This is a genomic window from Blautia sp. 2227st1_G12_2227SCRN_220401 (genome assembly GCF_039062885.1).
GTDB classification, from domain to species: domain Bacteria; phylum Bacillota; class Clostridia; order Lachnospirales; family Lachnospiraceae; genus Blautia_A; species Blautia_A fusiformis.
Window position 1 is genome coordinate 11,235 of record NZ_JBCLNI010000008.1, and the last position, 19,956, is coordinate 31,190.

Consider the following 19,956-nt stretch of genomic DNA (forward strand, 5'->3'; position numbering starts at 1 on the left):
GAAAAGATGGGAATTATCAAGGCGCTTAAGCTGGGATTTGACTATCAGAGATACGATGATGACGGCAATGTGGTAGACATGCAGCGTGCAGTCAATGATGTGGACCTGGACATTAAAGCAGGAGAATTTGTGGCAGTTCTGGGACATAACGGATCTGGAAAATCCACACTGGCGAAGCATATGAATGCGCTTCTGATCCCAACAGAGGGAACGATGCTGGTGGACGGGATCGATACCGCCAGAGAGACCAAACTCTGGAAGGTACGCCAGAAGGCAGGAATGGTATTTCAGAATCCGGATAACCAGATCATAGGAACCGTTGTGGAAGAGGATGTAGGCTTTGGTCCGGAAAATATGGGAGTTCCTACAGATGATATCTGGAAACGGGTGAATGACAGCCTGGAAAAAGTCGGTATGACAGCCTATCGTTATCAGTCCCCAAACAAGCTTTCCGGAGGGCAGAAGCAGAGAGTGGCTATTGCAGGCGTGATGGCCATGCGCCCGCGGTGCATCATTCTGGATGAGCCTACCGCCATGCTGGATCCTAACGGAAGAAAGGAAGTCCTGGAGGCAGTGCGGGAGCTGAACCGTAAGGAAAAGGTAACAGTCATTCTGATCACCCATTACATGGAGGAAGTGATCCATGCTGACCGTGTTTATGTCATGGACAGCGGAAATGTTGTGATGCAGGGAAATCCCAAAGAGATTTTTTCCCAGGTGGATACCCTTAAGGCGTATGGACTGGATGTACCACAGGTAACACTTCTTGCATATGAACTGAAGAAATCCGGCGTGGATGTTCCGGATGGAATACTGACTACAGAGGAGCTGGTGAGCGCATTATGTCAATCGAATTAAAAAATGTAACCTATACCTACAGCCCCGGGACAGCCTATGAGAGCCATGCGCTGAAGGATGTCAGCCTTGTAATCCCGGACGGCCAGTTTATCGGGATCATCGGACACACAGGAAGCGGAAAATCCACGCTGATCCAGCATCTGAATGCGCTGGTACAGCCAACATCCGGCCAGGTTCTGTATAACGGAGAAGATGTGTGGGCTGAGAAATATGACCGGAAACAGCTCCGCAGCGAGGTTGGTCTGGTGTTCCAGTACCCGGAGCATCAGCTGTTTGAAAATGATGTGATCTCAGATGTATGCTTCGGACCTATGAATCAGGGACTTTCCAGGGAAGAAGCAGAGAAAGAAGCGAAGCAGGCTCTGACTCAGGTTGGAGTAAAAGAGTCCAATTTCAAGAAATCACCCTTTGAGCTTTCCGGAGGCCAGAAAAAAAGGGTAGCTATTGCAGGGGTTCTTGCCATGAACCCGAAGATCCTGATCCTGGACGAGCCCACAGCAGGGCTTGACCCGAAGGGCAGGGATGATATCCTGGATCAGATCGCAGAGCTTCATAAGGTGCGAGGGATAACCATTGTTCTGGTTTCCCACAGCATGGAGGATATTGCGAAATACGTGGAGCGCCTCATTGTTATGAATCACGGAGAAGCTGTATTTGATGATGAGCCGAAGAAGGTTTTTTCCCATTATAAGGAACTGGAAACCATGGGACTTGCCGCACCGCAGATCACTTATATCATGCATGCGCTGAAGGAACATGGGCTGCATGTGGATGCAGATGCCACAACGGTGGAGGAAGCCAGAGACAGTATCCTTGCCGCACTTGCGCAGGCGAACTCTCCATTACTGAACAAAGGAGGGGCGGAAAAATGATCAGAGATATTACCATTGGCCAGTATTATCCGGCCAAATCCGTTCTTCACAGACTGGACCCACGGACCAAATTTCTGGGAACTCTGGGATTTCTGATCTCTGTGTTCCTGTTTCATACATTTCTCGGATATGCGGTGGCAACAGCATTTCTGGTAGCTATGATCGCAATATCCAAGGTTCCGGTGAAATTCATGTTCAAGGGTCTGAAGGCTATCGTTATGATCCTTCTGATCACGGTTGTGTTCAATATCATCCTGACGCCTGGCGAAGTGCTGTGGCGTTTCGGGATCATCAAGGTCACAAGGGAAGGCCTTGTTCTTGCAGGAAGAATGGCGATCCGTCTTGTTTACCTTGTGATCGGATCTTCCATCATGACATTGACTACCACGCCGAATCAGCTGACAGATGGTCTGGAGAGACTGCTCCGTCCGCTGAACAAGATCCGGGTGCCGGTACATGAGATCGCCATGATGATGTCCATTGCCCTTCGCTTTATCCCGATCCTTCTGGAGGAGACGGATAAGATCATGAAAGCACAGATCGCCAGAGGTGCAGATTTCGAAAACGGAAACCTGATCCAGAAGGCGAAAAATATGGTACCCCTTCTTGTGCCGCTGTTTATTTCGGCGTTCCGCCGCGCCAATGATCTGGCAATGGCCATGGAAGCAAGGTGTTACCATGGTGGAGAGCACAGAACTCAAATGAAGCCGCTGCATTATGAAAAAAGAGATTATGCGGCCTATGGGATCCTTGTGGCATATCTTGCGGTGGGTGTTGCATTCCGTGTGGCGGGACTGTAGCCAAATCCTGTCGGTACTCAGACATGGAACGGTCCGAAGCGTTGCATTTTGCACAGCGGAACTGTAACCGGATCAGGCAGGCATTTTGCAGGACGGTATGTCTGTTTTGGGATAGAAAGTACTGCAGGGATGTCTGTATCAGGAGGGAATATATTTTATGAAACGAGTAGGACTTGTTGTAGCTTATGATGGAACCAAGTACTCAGGCTGGCAGACACAGCCAAATGGAATCACCATTCAGGGCGTTTTAAACGATACCTTAAGTGAGCTGCTTGGGGAAAAAATCGAGACCATCGGTGCCAGCCGTACAGATGCAGGAGTGCACGCTCTTGGAAATGTGGCGGTGTTTGATACCGAATCCAGGATCCCCGGGGAAAAATTTTCCTATGCACTGAACCAGAGACTTCCGGAGGATATCCGTATCCAGCTTTCTGAGGAGGTGGAGCCGGATTTTCATCCCCGTTACTGTGACAGTGAAAAAACATATGAATATCGTATCCTGAACCGGCGTTTTCCGGTGCCAACGGAGCGTTTGTACTCTTATTTTTACCATTATAAACTGGATGTGGATAAGATGAAGGAAGCAACATCTTATCTGATCGGACGCCATGATTTTGCTAGCTTCTGCGGCTCCGGCGCACAGGTGAAGACCACCATCCGTACCGTGACCTCCATGGACGTGTGGAGAGATGGTGACATGGTGACCATTCGCATTTCAGGAACAGGCTTCCTCTACAATATGGTGCGTATCATTTCCGGAACCCTGATCGAGATCGGAAACGGTCAGTATCCGCCGGAACGCATGGATAAGATCCTGAAAGCCTGTGACCGCGGGGCAGCAGGCCCCACAGCTCCGGCTCAGGGGTTGACGCTGATGGGAATCGAGTTTTTCTGAAAACAGGAATTTTGTTGAAAATTACAGGAAAAAACAGTTGACAGGCAAGGTGCCTTATAATATAATAAATCAATGTGACGTAGTGCGAAGATGCTTGAGCCAATAGCCCCGGCGACGGCATTTTATCAGCGGTTTCGGACATTTCCGCGATTTATTTTGCACCCGCGTTTCCATTTACTTTTTTTCGCGGAAGTACCGCGGTTTGAGAAACATTATCGTTGATAAATAACAGGAGGTAGGACCATGCAGACTTATATGGCTAATCCGGATAAAATCGAAAGAAAATGGTATGTAGTTGACGCAGAGGGTTGCACTCTGGGACGTCTGGCATCCGGTGTTGCAAGTGTTTTAAGAGGAAAGAACAAACCTCAGTTTACACCGCACGTTGACACAGGAGATTATGTAATCGTTGTAAACGCTGATAAGATCAAAGTTACAGGCAAGAAGCTTGAGCAGAAGATTTATTATAACCACTCCGACTATGTTGGTGGAATGAAAGAAACCACATTAAAAGAAATGTTAGCAAAGAAACCTGAGAAGGTTATCGAGCTCGCAGTTAAGGGAATGCTTCCGAAAGGACCTCTTGGAAGAGCTATGAACAAGAAACTTTTCGTATATGCAGGACCAGAGCACAAACATGAGGCTCAGAAGCCTGAAGTTTTAACATTTTAATAGGAGGTAGAAAACATTGGCTAGCGCAAAATTCTACGGAACAGGAAGAAGAAAGAAATCAATCGCAAGAGTTTACCTGGTACCTGGAACAGGTAAAATCACTATCAATAAAAGAGACATCGATGAGTACTTCGGACTTGAGACTCTGAAGGTTATCGTTCGTCAGCCACTGGCTTTAACAGAGACAGAGGGTAAATTCGACGTGATCGTTAATGTTCACGGCGGTGGATACACAGGACAGGCTGGAGCAATCCGTCATGGTCTTTCCAGAGCACTCCTTGAGGCAGACAAAGACTACAGACCAGCTCTTAAAGCTGCTGGATTCCTTACACGTGATCCACGTATGAAAGAGCGTAAGAAATACGGTCTCAAAGCAGCTCGTCGCGCTCCGCAGTTCAGCAAGCGATAATTCCAATCGAATACGGAAATTTATCAAAACCTCGGAAGTTTTTGATTTTCCGGGGTTTTTTTATGCCTGAAAGTTCTTGGATTTTCTAAAAAAGTGGGCGATTTTGAAGTGTAGAACACACGTAGCGCACAAAACACCTTAAAAAATATATTAAGTATATTGCAAAGAAAAATTGCGTATGATATAATGCCAGTAGGCAAAAGGTATTAAAGTGTTTATAACAAAAAGAGTGAAAGCCCTTGAAGTTGCAGCTTCTTGGGCTTTCTTCTTATTTTATTATAGTGGATAAGAAACCACTAGGCTATTTGTTGTCCCTATCATGTCTGTCTAACCATTTGCAGATGAGATGGCAAGTAACACCTGCCGCAACAGTGATGATAAAGGTAATTAAAGTGTCTATAACGTTCACCTCCTCCCGTTGCCGGGTTTCGGTTGGACAACAATAGTATTATAGCATAGAACAATACGGACGGGAAGCAAATATATTTGCCCTTTATGGCAGTGTATTTGCAGGAACGGTGTAGCGCCGAAAAAATTGAAAGCAATGTATGAGACACTTTAATAGATATTTGATCAGACAAGGACTCTGATCGGACGAATGGGAGGTATGCTTCATGCCGTTACAGATTATCAGAAACGATATTACAAAAATGCGCGTTGACGCAATCGTCAATGCTGCCAACACTTCTCTTTTGGGCGGCGGTGGTGTGGACGGCTGCATTCATCGTGCCGCCGGACCGGAACTGCTTGCAGAATGCAGTACGCTGCATGGCTGCGAGACTGGCAGCGCAAAAATCACAAAGGGATATCGCCTGCCCTGCAAATATGTGATTCATGCAGTCGGCCCGCGCTGGCGAGATGGCAAGCATCAGGAACAACAGCTTCTGGAATCCTGTTATCGGACATCTTTGAACCTGGCAAAAGAAAATGGCTGTCAGTCGGTGGCCTTTCCGCTGATTTCCTCCGGCATCTACGGCTATCCAAAAGACCAGGCTCTGAAGGTTGCAGTCGATACCATCAGTGCATTCTTGCTGGAAAATGAGATGATGGTCTACATCGTTATCTTTGATAAGAAGGCATATCAGATTAGCGGAAAACTGTTTGCTGATATCGCGGCGTACATAGATGACTGGTATGTGGATGAACATACCGACAGTCGAGTAGAACAGAGACGGCGGCTTGAAGCGCTGTCAGAGGAATCCTGCTTTGAAGCTGCATCTGCCCCGCTGCCGTCCGAAGCAATCTGTAAATCTTGCAGCAGTCAATCTCTGGAGGAGGCACTGGGGCAGATTGATGAGAGCTTTTCGGAAATGCTGCTGCGGAAGATTGACGAAAGCGGCATGACGGATGCCCAGTGTTACAAGAAGGCAAACATTGACCGGAAACTCTTTTCCAAAATTCGCTCTGATAAATTCTATAAGCCATCCAAACCAACAGTGCTGGCATTTGCTCTCGCTTTGGAGTTGCCGCTTGCCCAGATGCAGGAGATGCTCGGCAAGGCAGGATTTACTCTTTCCCATTCGAGCAAATTCGATATCATTGTAGAATATTTTGTCGAACGGGGAAACTACAATGTGTATGAAATCAACGAGGCATTGTTTGCTTTTGACCAGAGCCTGATCGGGGCATAAGGACAAAGAAATGTCGTTTTCTATGCGACCACTTCACAAAAGAAAATCGCTATATTATGGCTGTAAGGTACGAAACTGAGCAGCCATAATCTTTTGGGAGGACAAGCATATGAGAAAAAATTTAACAGAGATCGTTTTTATCTTAGACCGCAGCGGTTCCATGAGCGGATTGGAACGGGATACCATCGGCGGATTCAATTCCATGATTGAGCAGCAGAAAAAAGCAGAGGGCGAAGCACTGATCTCAACGGTGCTGTTTGACAATGTGAGCGAAGTCCTGCACGACCGTGTAAATGTAAAGGATATCCGACCGATGACTGACCGTGACTACACGGTTCGCGGATGCACAGCACTCTTAGATGCCATCGGCGGTGCGATTCATCACATTGGAAATGTTCATAAGTATGCACGACCGGAAGATGTCCCGGAGCACACCATGTTCGTAATCACTACGGACGGAATGGAAAATGCCAGCCGCCGGTACAACAGCGAAAAAGTGAAGCAGATGATCGAGCGGCAGAAAGCGAAATACGGTTGGGAGTTTTTGTTCCTTGGTGCCAATATTGACGCAGTAGAGACTGCAAGCCAGTTCGGAATCGGTGCAGATCGTGCAGTCAACTATCAGTGCGACAGTGAAGGAACCGCGTTGAATTATGAAGTGGTCAGCGAAGCAATCAGCTCTGTCCGGTGCAGTGCCCCGCTGAGCGCAGATTGGAAAAAGCGTATAGACGAGGACTACAAAGGGCGTTGCGCGAAGCGGATTTAGACGTAATGATGAATATGTTTTTTTTCTAATGATAAGCTTGAAACATAAGCTAATGCTGCAATCATTGAGTCCATTGGCTTTTTTGACTATTGTACGCAATTTCAAATTTACCCCCGTCAGCGAACTTGCTGAAAATCAGTCATATTGGGGAGAATTTGTTCGCCTTAATAATGTGCTGATTGTTGTGTTTTTGTTATGTGCTACATGGATTTTAGCAGCAATCATATCTTTTATTTCTTTTACAGCCTTTAGATGGACTGATAAGAAACAAGGGTATCAGCTTTCTTCCTTCGTAGAAAAAGAGGACGCAAGTTTGAATTTCTTTATGACAATGATTATCCCGCTTTTGCTTGATGATGTAGGAACGATTCAAGGAGCGGTAACATTCCTTATCCTCATAGATATTGACCAGATTGCTTCCGCTGAAAGAGTAATCACGGTGAACAATGCTGTTCAGTAAAGATTCTCTGATTGCATCCTCTGGATAATCTCTTCTGTCAGTTCGATCCAGATTTGAAAAGGTTGCCTTTCCTTTCTTTTTCTTTCTTTCTCATTATAAATAAGAAAGAAAGGTCAAGGGGTGTAGAAACAAGCATTTTGTTGACTTGCAATAGTCACAAGCCTCGTTGGAAAATCAAAGGGGTGTTTTTTAACCAGTTTTTGGCTTATTCGTTTCGAGAGCAACTTTGAAATCACATTCTGTTGCTTCGGCAATGAGCTGTTCTATCATGGAAATCTCTCCGTTGAGGTTGCAGAAGGTCTTTTTTGTTATATCCAGCGGAGAAAGTTATTGCAATGATAGAAGCAAAGAGTTCAGTAAAAGCAGAAACACCTTAAAAAGTATACAGAGTATATTGCGAAGAAAAATCGCGTATGATATAATGCTCGCAGGCAAAGAGATTATAAGTCCATGCGGACAAAAAAGCAAAAGCCCTCGAAGTTGCAGCTTCCAGGGCTTTCTTCTTATTTCATTTTTTATTACAGTGGACAAGGAATCATCAGGTCAGAGCTCCGCTGTTTGCAGTATAGAAGATAATTGTTGATTTTATTACGCAACAGGAATATTCAGTTAGGCTTACGCACAACAGAAAATTCTCATTCAATGCAGAAAGGGGCGGTTTTATGAAGCAGGATACACTGGAGGGCAGAGCAAAAACGAAAAACGGTGTCATTCGATTATGCTTTTCGGTGCTTTGTATTTTATTGGAAGCAGCTTTTATCATTATCGTGATCACAAGGCTGAATGAATATGCGGAGATCGTTAATCTGCTGACCAGAGTCTTTGCAGGAATTCTGGTTCTGGCACTATATGCATCCGATCAGACCTCTTCCATGAAAATGCCGTGGATCATTCTGATACTTGTGTTTCCAATCATGGGTGTAGCACTGTATCTGCTGATCGGATTAAATGGCGGAACCCGTAAAATGCGAGAACGATATGCGGATATCGACAGAAAGCTTCTGCCGTTTCTGCCGGACAATCGGGAAAAACTGGAAAATATCAAAAATAAAATCCCCAAAGCAGGAAATATCAGTGAGTATATTTGGAAAAATGCAGGTTATCCCGTATACCAGAATACGGATATTGTTTATTATGATGAGGCGGTAAAGGGATTAGAAGCACAGTTATCGGCACTGGCAAAGGCTGAAAAGTTTATTTTTATGGAATACCATGCGATAGAAGATGCAGAGGCCTGGAAAAAGATCCAGAAAGTGCTGGAGGAGCGTGTGCAGGCAGGCGTGGAGGTGCGAGTATTTTATGATGATATGGGCTCTATTGGCTTTATTAATACGGATTTTGTAAAAAAGATGGAGCAGATCGGAATCCACTGCCGGGTATTTAATCCGTTTATGCCGGGTCTGAATGTATTTCTGAACAACCGTGATCATCGAAAAATAACTGTGATCGATGGAAAAGTAGCTTTCACAGGCGGCTATAATCTGGCAAATGAATATTTTAATTACACCAATCCTTACGGACAATGGAAGGATACCGGGATCCGTCTTGAAGGCGATGCAGTTCAGTCGCTGACAGCAACATTCCTTGAAATGTGGAATGCAGCCAATGACAGGAATAATAATGAGGATTTCAGCAAATATTTTATAAGATCAGAATATAAGGCAGCTCAGAACGGATTTGTACAGCCTTATGCAGATAGTCCAATGGATGATGAACAGGTAGGAGAGGAAGTTTATATCAGCATGGTCAACAAAGCTGAAAAATACTGCTGGTTTATAACGCCATATCTGATCATTACGGATGAAATGACACATGCGCTGTGTCTTGCTGCAAAGAGGGGAGTTGATGTCAGGATCATTACACCGGGAATCCCGGATAAAAAAATGATTTACAGTGTTACACGTTCCTTTTATCATGGACTGGTTAAAAATGGAGTGCGGATCTACGAGTGGACACCTGGCTTCTGTCACGCCAAGATGAGCGTGGCAGATGACTGTATGGCAACCTGCGGAACCATAAATCTGGATTACAGAAGTCTTTATCATCATTTTGAAAACGGATGCTTTATGGCAGACAGTCCGGCTGTGTTATCTATAAGAAATGACCTAGAAGAAACAATGAAGGAATGTCGTGAAGTAACAGAACAATACCGGACAGGACGCAGTGCATATCTTCGTCTGGGACAGCTTTTCATGAGATTGTTTGCAGGATTATTGTAAGGAAGAGGTGTAGATCTATGTGTACAGCAGCAACGTATCAGACAAAGGATTTTTATATGGGAAGAACTCTTGACTATGAGTTTTCCTATGGGGAAGAGGTGACCATAACCCCAAGAAATTATGAGTTCGATTTCCGATATGCAGGAAAAGCAAAAACACATTATGCTCTCATAGGAATGGCGTTTGTAGCAGGAGATTATCCGCTTTATTATGATGCGGCTAATGAAAAGGGACTGGGTATGGCAGGACTTAACTTTGTGGGAAATGCGGCATATGCAGATGAAGCGACAGAAGCAGATAAGGATCTTGTCCAGGTGGCGCAATATGAATTTATTCCATGGATCCTTACCCAGTGTGCTTCGGTGGCTGAAGCAAGGAGGATGCTTTCCAATATGAAGCTTATGGGAACACCCTTCAGTGAACAGCTTCCAACCGCACAGCTTCACTGGATGATCGCAGACAAGGAGGAATGCATCGTTGTAGAATCCATGAAAGACGGAATGCACATCTATGACGATCCTGTTGGCGTACTTACAAATAATCCTCCATTCCCCGGCCAGATGTTTGCACTTAACAATTATGCGGGTGTATCCAGAAAGCAGCCGGAAAGTACATTTGCAGGAGTGCTGGAGCTGGATCCATACAGCAGAGGAATGGGCGGAATGGGAATTCCGGGAGATCTTTCAAGCCAGTCAAGATTTGTAAAGGTTGCATTTACAAAATTAAACGCAATATCCGGAGATGGGGAAAACGAAAGTGTCAGCCAGTTTTTCCATATTTTAGGCTCTGTTGATCAGCAGCGGGGATGCTGTGAGGTATCAGAGGGCGCATATGAGATCACGATCTATACTTCATGCTGCAACACGACAAAGGGAATTTATTATTATACCACATATGATAATCACCAGATAACCGCAGTAGATATGTATGCGGAAAACCTTGATTCAGACAAGCTGATCCGTTATCCGATCATATTAAACGGTGAGATCCGATGGCATAATAAATAAGAACAGGATTTTTACAGAAGATAATGAGGTAGGAAGATGGAAAATTATTCAATAGTATTCAGCAGCTTAACCGGTAATACAAAAAGCTGCCAGTCAGCCGATCGTAGTGTATACAGAGATTTGACTTTACAGCAGAGAAAAATATCAAGTATAATACTATAGCATTATTAAAAATCCCTTCCGGGAAAACAGAAAAACCACAATGATAAAGGAATATAACAAATGAGTATTTTAAATGTAGAACACCTGACCCACGGGTTTGGAGACAGAGCGATTTTCGAAGATGTGTCTTTCCGGCTTCTTAAGGGAGAACACATCGGACTTGTAGGCGCTAATGGCGAAGGAAAGTCCACATTTATGAGTATCGTGACTGGAAAACTGATGCCGGATGAGGGCAAGGTAGAGTGGGCAAAAAATGTCCACGCAGGCTATCTGGATCAGCATGCAGTTCTGGAAAAGGGGATGACCATCGGCCAGGTGCTGAAATCCGCTTTTGATCCTCTTCTCAAAAAAGAAGAACGGATGAACGAGATCTGCGACAAGCTGGGAACTGCAGATCCTGACGAGATGGATGGTCTGATGGAAGAGCTTGGAACGATCCAGGACGAACTGACACTTCACGATTTTTATGCGATCGATGCCAAAGTGGAGGAGGTTGCCAGAGCTCTGGGCCTTCTGGATCTTGGGCTTGACCGTGATGTTACGGATCTAAGCGGCGGACAGAGAACCAAGGTACTTCTTGCGAAGCTTCTTCTCGAGAAGCCAGATATCCTGCTTCTGGATGAGCCTACCAACTATCTGGATGAGGAGCATATTGCATGGCTGAAAAGATATCTTCTGGATTATGAGAATGCCTTTATCCTTATTTCCCACGATATTCCCTTCCTGAATTCTGTAGTTAACATTATCTATCATATGGAAAATCAGGAACTGAACCGTTATGTAGGAGATTACGATCATTTCCAGGAGGTCTATGCGGTCAAGAAGGCACAGCTGGAGGCTGCTTACCGCAAACAGCAGCAGGAGATCAGTGAGCTGAAGGATTTCGTAGCAAGGAATAAGGCCCGTGTTTCCACAAGAAACATGGCTATGTCCCGCCAGAAAAAGCTGGACAAGATGGATGTGATCGAGCTGGCAGCAGAGAAGCCGAAGCCGGAGTTCAAATTCCGTTATGGCCGAACACCAGGAAAGATGCTTTTTGAGACACATGATCTTGTGATCGGTTATGATGAGCCGCTTTCCAAGCCGCTGAATTTTACTATGGAGCGAGGACAGAAGATTGCACTGGTGGGAACCAATGGAATAGGAAAAACAACACTTCTTCGAAGTCTTCTCGGACTGATCAAGCCTCTTTCCGGAAGTGTGGAGCAGGGCGAGAACCTTGAGATCGGATATTTTGAGCAGGAAGTTAAAGGTGAGAATCGAACTACCTGTATCGAAGAACTCTGGCAGGAATTCCCGTCATTTTCCCAGTATGAAGTGCGTTCCGCACTGGCAAAATGCGGCCTGACGACCAAGCATATTGAGAGCCAGGTACGAGTTTTAAGCGGTGGTGAGCAGGCAAAAGTGCGTCTTTGCAAGCTGGTGAACCGTGACACCAATATTCTTCTTCTGGACGAGCCTACCAATCATCTGGATGTAGATGCAAAAGACGAGCTGAAAAAAGCTCTCCGGGAATACCGCGGAAGTATCCTTCTCATCTGCCATGAACCGGAATTTTACCAGGATGTGGTAAATGAAGTCTGGGATATGAGCAAGTGGACAACCAAGATATTCTGATAATGGATATAGATATATGGCAGAAAAGACAGATATAATTCAAAAAGTACAATAAATGGGACATAAAGATGACAGCATAAGGGCAGCAGAGTCTGCCAGACAGAATACAGAGGACAAATAAATGAAAGAAACACAATTGAAAAAATTCAGTATCGTTATGGAGGGCGGCGGTATGCGAGGCTTGTATACAGCCGGCGTGATCGATGTTCTGATGGAAAATGAGATTTACGCGGACAGTGCGGTGGGCGTATCGGCTGGAGCTGTTTTTGGATGCAATTATAAGTCCAGGCAGATCGGAAGAGTTCTTCGATATAACAAAAAGTACTGCAAGGATAAAAGACTTGCAAGCATCCGAAACTGGATCACCACAGGAGATGTATACAGCCGGGAATTCGGATATTACGAACTGCCCTGGAAGCTGGATATTTTTGACCGTCAGACCTACGCAGAAAATCCCATGAAATTTACAGTGGTGTGTACGGACCTGGATACAGGAAAACCGGTGTATCATGAATGTCCCAACGGAGATGTGGAGGATATTGAATGGATGCGTGCGTCTGCATCGATCCCGATAGCCTCCCGACCGGTGAAGCTTGAGGGAAAGAGACTTCTGGATGGTGGTGTGTCTGATCCGATCCCGGTTAAGTGGATGCTTTCCCGGGGATACGAAAAAAACGTAGTGGTGCTTACCAGAGATGTGAAGTACCGAAAAAAAGCAAACCCGAAGATGCAGCTTTTTCTGAAAGCAGTATTACATAAATATCCGGCTTTTCTGAAGGATCTGGAGGAACGGCATATCCATTATAATGAAACACTGGAGGAACTGGCTTCTCTGGAAAAAGAGGGGCGCGTTCATATCATCCGTCCGAGCAGTCCCATCCAGGCGGCGATGATCGAGCGTGATGAGAGCAATCTGGAGCGGATCTACCAGACAGGAAGAGCAGATATGAAAAAGGATCTGGAGAAGCTGAAAGCCTACCTGGATTCCTGAATCACAGACCGAAACAAAATTCGACTTATACCCCTTTCTATGTTATGATATTGGATATCATTACAACAGAAAGGGGTATTTTCAATGGGAGAAAAACCTCAGAATATAAAACACAGACATATAAGCCTGGGCGTGCTTGCCCATGTGGATGCAGGAAAGACGACATTATCGGAAGGCCTGCTTTTTAAATGCGGAAGGATCCGGAAAATCGGAAGAGTCGATCACAAGGATGCGTATCTGGATACCTATGAGCTTGAGAGGGAGAGAGGAATCACCATTTTTTCAAAGCAGGCAGTTTTTTCCATGGGGGATATGGAAGTGACACTTCTGGATACGCCGGGGCATGTGGATTTTTCTGCTGAGATGGAGCGTACCCTGCAGGTGCTGGATTATGCGATCCTGGTGATCAACGGAGCAGATGGTGTGCAAGGGCATACACAGACATTGTGGAGACTGCTGACACAGTATAAGATCCCAACATTTCTTTTTGTAAATAAAATGGACCAGGAAGGAACGGACAGGGAAAGACTTCTTGAGGAGCTGAAGAAGAAATTAAGCGGATGCTGTGTGGATTTTAGTGGAGAACTGGAATGCTCCGGTGCAGAAGCAGCAGGGAAAAAGGAGAATCCTGTGGATAACTCCGGGAAATCTCCGTCAGCTGAAGGAATGCAGCTGAAAGACAACGCCAGTGAAGCAGAAAAAGAGAATATATCCGGAACGCAGGGCGCTTCTGATAAAATAAATGGAACGGATGATTTTCTGGAAAATATCGCCATGTGTGAGGAGAAACTTCTGGAAAGCTTCCTGGAAACAGGAACGATCGCAAAAAAGGACGTGGCAGAGCTGATCCTGGAGCGAAAGCTTTTTCCATGCTTTTTTGGATCTGCCCTGAAGATGGAAGGCGTAGATGCTTTTATCCATGGAATGGAGACCTACATGGCAGTACCGTCCTATCCCGCAGAATTCGGAGCCAGGATCTTTAAGATCGCCAGAGATGAGCAGGGAAACCGCCTCACTTATATGAAGATCACCGGCGGCAGCCTGAAGGTTAAGGAGACGCTGACTAATGCAGGAAGAAATGGTATTCCGGCAGAGGAGATCTGGGAGGAAAAGGCAGATCAGATCCGTATCTATTCCGGTGCAAAATTTGAAATGCTCAAAGAGGCAGAGGCAGGAACCGTCTGTGCAGTTACAGGTCTTACCGAAACATATCCGGGAGAGGGACTTGGCATTGAGGCGGATTCTGCCATGCCGGTGCTGGAACCGGTACTGAATTATCAGATCATCCTTCCGGAGGGCTGTGACGCCCACAGGATGCTGAAAAGTCTGAAGGAGCTGGAGGAGGAAGAACCGCAGCTTCATATCATGTGGGATGAGCAGCTGGGAGAGATCCACGCCATGCTGATGGGCGAGGTACAGATCGAGATCCTGAAGCATCTGATCTGGGAGCGCTTTCATGTGGCAGTAGAATTTGGGACCGGTAATATCGTATACAAAGAAACCATTGCGGCACCGGTGGAAGGCGTGGGACATTTTGAACCGCTTCGTCATTATGCAGAGGTGCATCTTCTTCTGGAACCGGGAGAGAGAGGAAGCGGACTGCAGTTTTTTACTGCGGCAAATGAAGATCAGCTGGATCGGAACTGGCAGCGGCTAATCCTGACACATCTGGAGGAAAAAGAGCATCTGGGAGTCCTTACCGGATCACCCATCACCGATATGCAGATCACACTTCTCACCGGGCGGGCACATCAGAAGCATACGGAAGGTGGAGATTTCCGGCAGGCGACCTACCGTGCTGTGCGCCAGGGCCTCAAGAAAGCAGAGACAGTTCTTCTGGAACCCTATTACAGCTTCCGACTTGAGGTTCCGGCAGAAAATGTAGGACGTGCCATGACGGATATCCAGAGGATGCAGGGAACCTTTCAGGGGCCGGAAACCCAGGGAGAGCTGTCGGTGATCACAGGAAGTGCGCCGGTGGCAAAAATGAGGGATTATCAGAGCCAGGTAGTTTCCTACACAAGAGGCAGAGGTCATCTGACCTGTACTCTGAAGGGCTATGAACCCTGTCAGGATCAGGAGCAGATCGCAGAGGAGATCGGATATGATTCCGAGAGAGATCTTGAGAATCCTACAGGCTCTGTATTCTGTGCCCATGGAGCAGGCTTCGTGGTTCCCTGGTATGAGGTAGAAGAATATATGCATTTGGAAGGAGCTCAGCTTTCGGACAGTAATGATGCCTATGAGGATTCCGACAACAGCTCTGCAGGAGTGCGTTCAGTTCAGGGAACAGCCAAAAACAGTCCGGATTACAGAACAGCCAATGCCGGCCGTGGAAAATATACCTCCATGTATGGAAGCTACGAAGAGGAAAAAGAACTGAAGGCAATCTTTGAGAAAACCTTTGGTCCGGTGAGCTCAAAGAAATACAGCAGTAACAGCCGAAGCTTCGGAAATCCGGAAAGCGGAAGCAGCTTTTCCGGGAAGGGAGGCAAAGGTGCAGCAGATTCCGGCCTTCCGGCAAAAACCGGTCACGGCGCCTGGAGAAACAGCAGTCCGGCCATCCACAGAGAGGACTATCTGCTGGTGGACGGCTGCAATATCATATTTGCCTGGGAGGATTTAAGAGATCTGGCACAGGCAGACTTTCATGCGGCACAGTCCAGGTTAATGGACATACTAAGCGATTATCAGGGGATCAAGGGCTGCATCCTGATCCTGGTATTTGATGCCTACCGTGTGGAGGGCCATCCGGAGGAAACCTTCCAGTATCATAACATTCATGTTGTCTATACAAAAGAAGCGGAAACGGCAGACCAGTATATTGAACGCACTGTCCATAAAATCGGACGGAAGCATAACGTGACAGTTGCCACATCAGACGGACTGGAGCAGATCATCATTATGGGACAGGGAGCTGCCAGGATCTCAGCGCGCGGATTCAAAGATGAGATCGCTTCCGCAAAACAGCAGATGAGAGAAGAATGGCAGGAGCGCAGAGACAACAGCAAAACCTATCTCTTTGACAGTATGACACCGGAACTGAAATCTCATATGGAAGACATCCGTCTGGGAAGAAAGAAAAAAGAAGAATTATAACAAAAAATATATGCCCTCATTGTGGGCATATTTCACAAAAATAAAAAAACTTTTTGAATTCTTTTGCAAATAAATGGGAAAAGTAGTAAAATAAGGATAGAATCCTCAGTGAGAAGCTCCTTGTCTGGATATATAACCTGGCAGGGAGCTTTCATTAGAGCACAATAAGCGCCAGGATAACAAAAGAAAAGTAAAAAAATGAAAGGAAGTGGAAAAATGTTTGAAACAGGCGAATATGTTGTGTATGGTCGTACCGGCATCTGCCAGGTAACAGGAGTTACCACAATGAGGGTGGATGGTTCCTCCGGCGAGAAGCTTTATTATGTACTGAGGCCCGGAGGAGAAACAGATGGGAAGATATTTACACCGGTGGAAGGTGGAAAGCAGGTGCTTCGCGGAATCATTACAAGGGAAGAAGCGGAGAGGCTTATCGATGAGATCCCATCCATTGAGACACTGAGTATTGAGAATGAGAAATTCCGGGAGGATAGCTACAAGAAATGCATCCGTACCTGTGAATGCAGAGATCTTCTTCGGATCATCAAGACGATCTACGTCAGAAAACAGGCCAGATTATCTCATGGCAAAAAAACAACCGCTACAGACGAGCGGTATCTGAAGCTTGCAGAGGATCATCTCTATTCTGAATTTTCCATGTTACTGGATATCCCCAAAGAACATATGGCAGATTATATTGAACAGCGAGTACACCAGCAGAAGGAAGCCGAAGAACAGGTATGCGCTGTTTGACAAAGCAGAGCGTATCTGCTATGGTATTTCCGGTAACCTTCCAGAAATCCTGTATCTGTGACAGAAGCTTCACAGGAAGTGGAGAACAGATCCAGGATCAGTCTGAATGTTATAAAGAAAAGGAGATGCCAGAGAAATGAGAGAACAGCTTACCCGCAAGGATGTTGAAAAAATAGAGCAGGAGATCGAACACCGTAAACTGGTAGTACGTAAGGAAGCCATTGAGGCGGTCAAGGAGGCACGTGCCCAGGGAGACTTAAGTGAGAACTTTGAGTATTATGCAGCCAAGAAGCATAAGAATCAGAACGAGAGCCGCATCCGTTATCTGGAGAGGATGCTGAAGACTGCATCCATTGTATCCGATGCTTCCAGATCTGACGAAGTGGGAATGGACGATATCGTGGAAGTCCTTTTTGAAGAAGATAATGAGGTGGAGAAGTACAAGCTGGTTACTTCCATCCGCGGAAATTCCATGGAAAACCGTATCAGTATTGAATCGCCTATCGGCAAGGCACTGCGCGGTCATCGTGTAGGAGACCGGGTGGAAGTAAAGGTCAATGATGATTACAGCTATTACCTTGTAATAAAATCCATCGACAAGACCGGATCTGAGGATGAGGAGATCCGCGGATTCTGATCACAGATCGCAGGGCAGCTCTGCTCATGAGCATGCAGCTCAGCGGAATGAGAATATCCGCAGCACAAAACACATCATAAGAATAAAAACCACTGTACGATATATAGGACAGAGAGATTCTGACGGGAAATCGGTTTCCCGTAACAGGATCCTCTGTTTTATTTTTTTTACACAGATTTTACATTCCAGTGGGGAAAATTTTACAATAGGCCGCTATTATGAAAATCGTTGAAATGAGAAAAAAGGAAATCAAACATATCAAAAAGAGAAAGTGAAGGAGAGTATTATGGACTTTTTCAGCGTACTGGCATTGCTTGGCGGCCTTGCTATTTTCCTTTATGGAATGAACTTAATGGGAGACGGGCTTGCGAAGGTTGCAGGCGGAAAGCTTGAGCGGATCCTGGAGACACTTACCTCCAATCCCATCAGAGCCGTTCTTCTTGGAATGGGTGTGACTGCAGTGATCCAGTCATCCTCGGCAACTACCGTTATGGTCGTTGGTTTTGTAAACTCGGGAATCATGAAGCTGTCCCAGGTTGTGGGAATCATTATGGGTGCCAATATCGGTACTACCGTAACCTCATGGATCTTAAGTCTTACAGGTATCCAGAGTGATAACTTTATTATCCGGCTTTTTAAGCCGACGTCATTTTCACCGATTCTGGCACTGATCGGCGTGGTTCTGATCATGTTTACAAAAAGCCAGAAGAAAAAGGACGTGGGAGCGATCTTTGTAGGCTTTGCGATCCTGATGTATGGAATGAATGCCATGAGCGGAGCTGTGGAACCTCTTGCAGAGGTACCGGAGTTTACCGGAATGCTGGTGAAATTCTCCAATCCGATCCTTGGAGTTGTGGCCGGAGCAGTGCTGACAGCGATCATCCAGTCGTCTTCCGCATCGGTTGGTATCCTCCAGGCACTGTGCCTTACCGGAATGGTACCGTTCAGTGCAGCACTTCCTATTATCATGGGACAGAATATCGGTACCTGTATCACTGCGATCCTTTCAGCCATCGGAGCCAGCAAAAACGCAAAACGTGCGGCTATGGTCCATCTGTATTTCAATCTGATCGGAACCATGCTGTTCATGGCAGTATTTTATGCGATAAATGCAGCAGTACATTTTTCATTTATGGCACAGGCAGCGACTCCGGCCGGGATCGCGATCCTGCACAGTGCCTTCAATATCACGGCAACTCTTGTTCTTCTTCCGTTTGGAAAGGCTCTGGAGAAGCTTGCCTGTCTTACTATCCGCGACAGGAAGGAAGAGGAGGAGAAGGTGGCAGCAGATCCGGATTTCATGATCCTGGAAAGCCGTTTTCTGGAGAAACCTGCATTTGCAGTTGAGCAGAGCAGGAATGCAGCGAAAAAAATGGCAGAGGATTCTCATAGAACTCTGTTTACCGCCCTGGACCTTCTGAAGAATTTCAGCGCAGAAGGAAAGGCTCTGGTGGAAGAAGCAGAGAAAAAGGTAGACCGTTATGAGGATGAACTTGGAACCTATCTTGTAAAACTGAACCAGAAGGATCTTTCCGTTCATGACAGTCACAGTGTTTCCATCATGCTCCACTGTATCGGTGATTTCGAGAGGATTTCCGATCACGGTGTGAACATCATGGAATCCGCACAGGAGCTTTATGAAAAAGGCCTGAAGTTTTCGGATAAGGCGCTGGAAGAGTTACGTGTCATGGAGCATGCGGTGGAAGACATTGTAGATATTGCTTACAAGGTTTACGAAAATCAGGATGTGCAGCTTGCGAGAGAGATCGAGCCACTGGAGGAAGTAATCGATGAACTCAGCAAGGAACTGAAGTACCGGCATATCCAGAGACTTCGCGCCGGAGAATGTACCATTGAAATGGGATTCATCCTGTCCGATGTGACTACCAGCCTGGAGCGTGTGGCAGATCACTGTTCCAATATCGGTGTTTGTGTGACACAGGTTCATGAAGATGCTTTTGATACACATCAGCACCTGAAGCAGATCAAACATGGGCCGGACGAAACCTTCTACCGTGCGCTGGAGGTGATCCGGAATCAGTATCAGCTTCCGGAAATAAAGGATGAGCAGGCGGCAGCCCAGATGGCAGCGGCAGGCAGCCAATAAAAAG

General features: G+C 46.1%; 18 protein-coding genes. All 18 read left to right on the top strand.

Annotated features, from left to right (window positions below; all coding sequences use genetic code 11):
* The first annotated feature begins 6 nt into the window (after window positions 1–6).
* A complete protein-coding gene (locus tag ABCM67_RS05590; protein ID WP_059086107.1) occupies window positions 7–858 on the top strand; it encodes an energy-coupling factor transporter ATPase in 852 nt (283 codons plus the stop codon).
* The gene (locus ABCM67_RS05595) at window positions 843–1,730 is read left to right on the top strand and encodes an energy-coupling factor transporter ATPase (protein WP_015527360.1); all 888 of its coding nucleotides are present in this window, start codon (window positions 843–845) and stop codon (window positions 1,728–1,730) included. The genes ABCM67_RS05590 and ABCM67_RS05595 overlap by 16 nt, the downstream gene beginning before the upstream one ends.
* Complete coding sequence (locus tag ABCM67_RS05600; RefSeq protein WP_015527359.1) at window positions 1,727–2,530, top strand: energy-coupling factor transporter transmembrane component T; 804 nt, start codon at window positions 1,727–1,729, stop codon at window positions 2,528–2,530. The genes ABCM67_RS05595 and ABCM67_RS05600 overlap by 4 nt, the downstream gene beginning before the upstream one ends.
* 157 nt (window positions 2,531–2,687) lie before the next feature.
* Window positions 2,688–3,425: a tRNA pseudouridine(38-40) synthase TruA gene (gene truA, locus ABCM67_RS05605; protein WP_021650594.1), complete on the top strand. Its 738-nt coding sequence runs from the start codon at window positions 2,688–2,690 to the stop codon at window positions 3,423–3,425.
* Between the two features lie 243 nt (window positions 3,426–3,668).
* Window positions 3,669–4,097 (top strand): 50S ribosomal protein L13, encoded by a 429-nt coding sequence (gene rplM / locus ABCM67_RS05610; RefSeq protein ID WP_021650595.1) that lies wholly within the window; start codon window positions 3,669–3,671, stop codon window positions 4,095–4,097.
* Window positions 4,098–4,113: 16 nt separating this feature from the next.
* Entirely contained in the window at window positions 4,114–4,506 is a 393-nt protein-coding gene (gene rpsI, locus ABCM67_RS05615) for a 30S ribosomal protein S9 (protein WP_059086106.1), read from the top strand.
* Between the two features lie 614 nt (window positions 4,507–5,120).
* Window positions 5,121–6,137 carry an O-acetyl-ADP-ribose deacetylase gene (locus tag ABCM67_RS05620; protein WP_092068680.1) on the top strand — a complete coding sequence of 339 codons (1,017 nt, stop codon included), beginning with the start codon at window positions 5,121–5,123 and terminating at the stop codon, window positions 6,135–6,137.
* Window positions 6,138–6,246: 109 nt separating this feature from the next.
* Window positions 6,247–6,903 carry a hypothetical protein gene (locus tag ABCM67_RS05625; RefSeq protein ID WP_173741423.1) on the top strand — a complete coding sequence of 219 codons (657 nt, stop codon included), beginning with the start codon at window positions 6,247–6,249 and terminating at the stop codon, window positions 6,901–6,903.
* Between the two features lie 52 nt (window positions 6,904–6,955).
* A complete protein-coding gene (locus ABCM67_RS05630) occupies window positions 6,956–7,363 on the top strand; it encodes a hypothetical protein (RefSeq protein ID WP_173739341.1) in 408 nt (135 codons plus the stop codon).
* A gap of 662 nt (window positions 7,364–8,025) precedes the next feature.
* Entirely contained in the window at window positions 8,026–9,582 is a 1,557-nt protein-coding gene (gene cls / locus ABCM67_RS05635; RefSeq protein ID WP_195274218.1) for a cardiolipin synthase, read from the top strand.
* A 17-nt stretch (window positions 9,583–9,599) separates the two neighbouring features.
* The gene (bsh, locus tag ABCM67_RS05640; RefSeq protein ID WP_021652254.1) at window positions 9,600–10,589 is read left to right on the top strand and encodes a choloylglycine hydrolase; all 990 of its coding nucleotides are present in this window, start codon (window positions 9,600–9,602) and stop codon (window positions 10,587–10,589) included.
* Between the two features lie 222 nt (window positions 10,590–10,811).
* Window positions 10,812–12,368 carry an ABC-F family ATP-binding cassette domain-containing protein gene (locus ABCM67_RS05645; RefSeq protein ID WP_021652255.1) on the top strand — a complete coding sequence of 519 codons (1,557 nt, stop codon included), beginning with the start codon at window positions 10,812–10,814 and terminating at the stop codon, window positions 12,366–12,368.
* Between the two features lie 121 nt (window positions 12,369–12,489).
* Window positions 12,490–13,359, top strand: coding sequence for a patatin family protein (locus tag ABCM67_RS05650; protein WP_288721435.1), 870 nt, complete (start codon window positions 12,490–12,492; stop codon window positions 13,357–13,359).
* Between the two features lie 84 nt (window positions 13,360–13,443).
* On the top strand, window positions 13,444–16,458 hold the full coding sequence (locus ABCM67_RS05655; protein ID WP_342992605.1) for a translation factor GTPase family protein: 3,015 nt from the start codon (window positions 13,444–13,446) through the stop codon (window positions 16,456–16,458).
* Window positions 16,459–16,674: 216 nt separating this feature from the next.
* Window positions 16,675–17,208, top strand: coding sequence for a CarD family transcriptional regulator (locus tag ABCM67_RS05660; RefSeq protein WP_022427065.1), 534 nt, complete (start codon window positions 16,675–16,677; stop codon window positions 17,206–17,208).
* Window positions 17,205–17,348, top strand: a complete 144-nt coding sequence (locus ABCM67_RS05665) for a hypothetical protein (protein ID WP_158526432.1) — start codon at window positions 17,205–17,207, stop codon at window positions 17,346–17,348. Before ABCM67_RS05660 ends, ABCM67_RS05665 begins: the two co-directional genes overlap by 4 nt.
* Window positions 17,345–17,845: a transcription elongation factor GreA gene (greA, locus tag ABCM67_RS05670; RefSeq protein WP_015527340.1), complete on the top strand. Its 501-nt coding sequence runs from the start codon at window positions 17,345–17,347 to the stop codon at window positions 17,843–17,845. Before ABCM67_RS05665 ends, greA begins: the two co-directional genes overlap by 4 nt.
* A gap of 286 nt (window positions 17,846–18,131) precedes the next feature.
* Window positions 18,132–19,952: a Na/Pi cotransporter family protein gene (locus ABCM67_RS05675; RefSeq protein WP_022427064.1), complete on the top strand. Its 1,821-nt coding sequence runs from the start codon at window positions 18,132–18,134 to the stop codon at window positions 19,950–19,952.
* Window positions 19,953–19,956 lie beyond the last annotated feature (4 nt).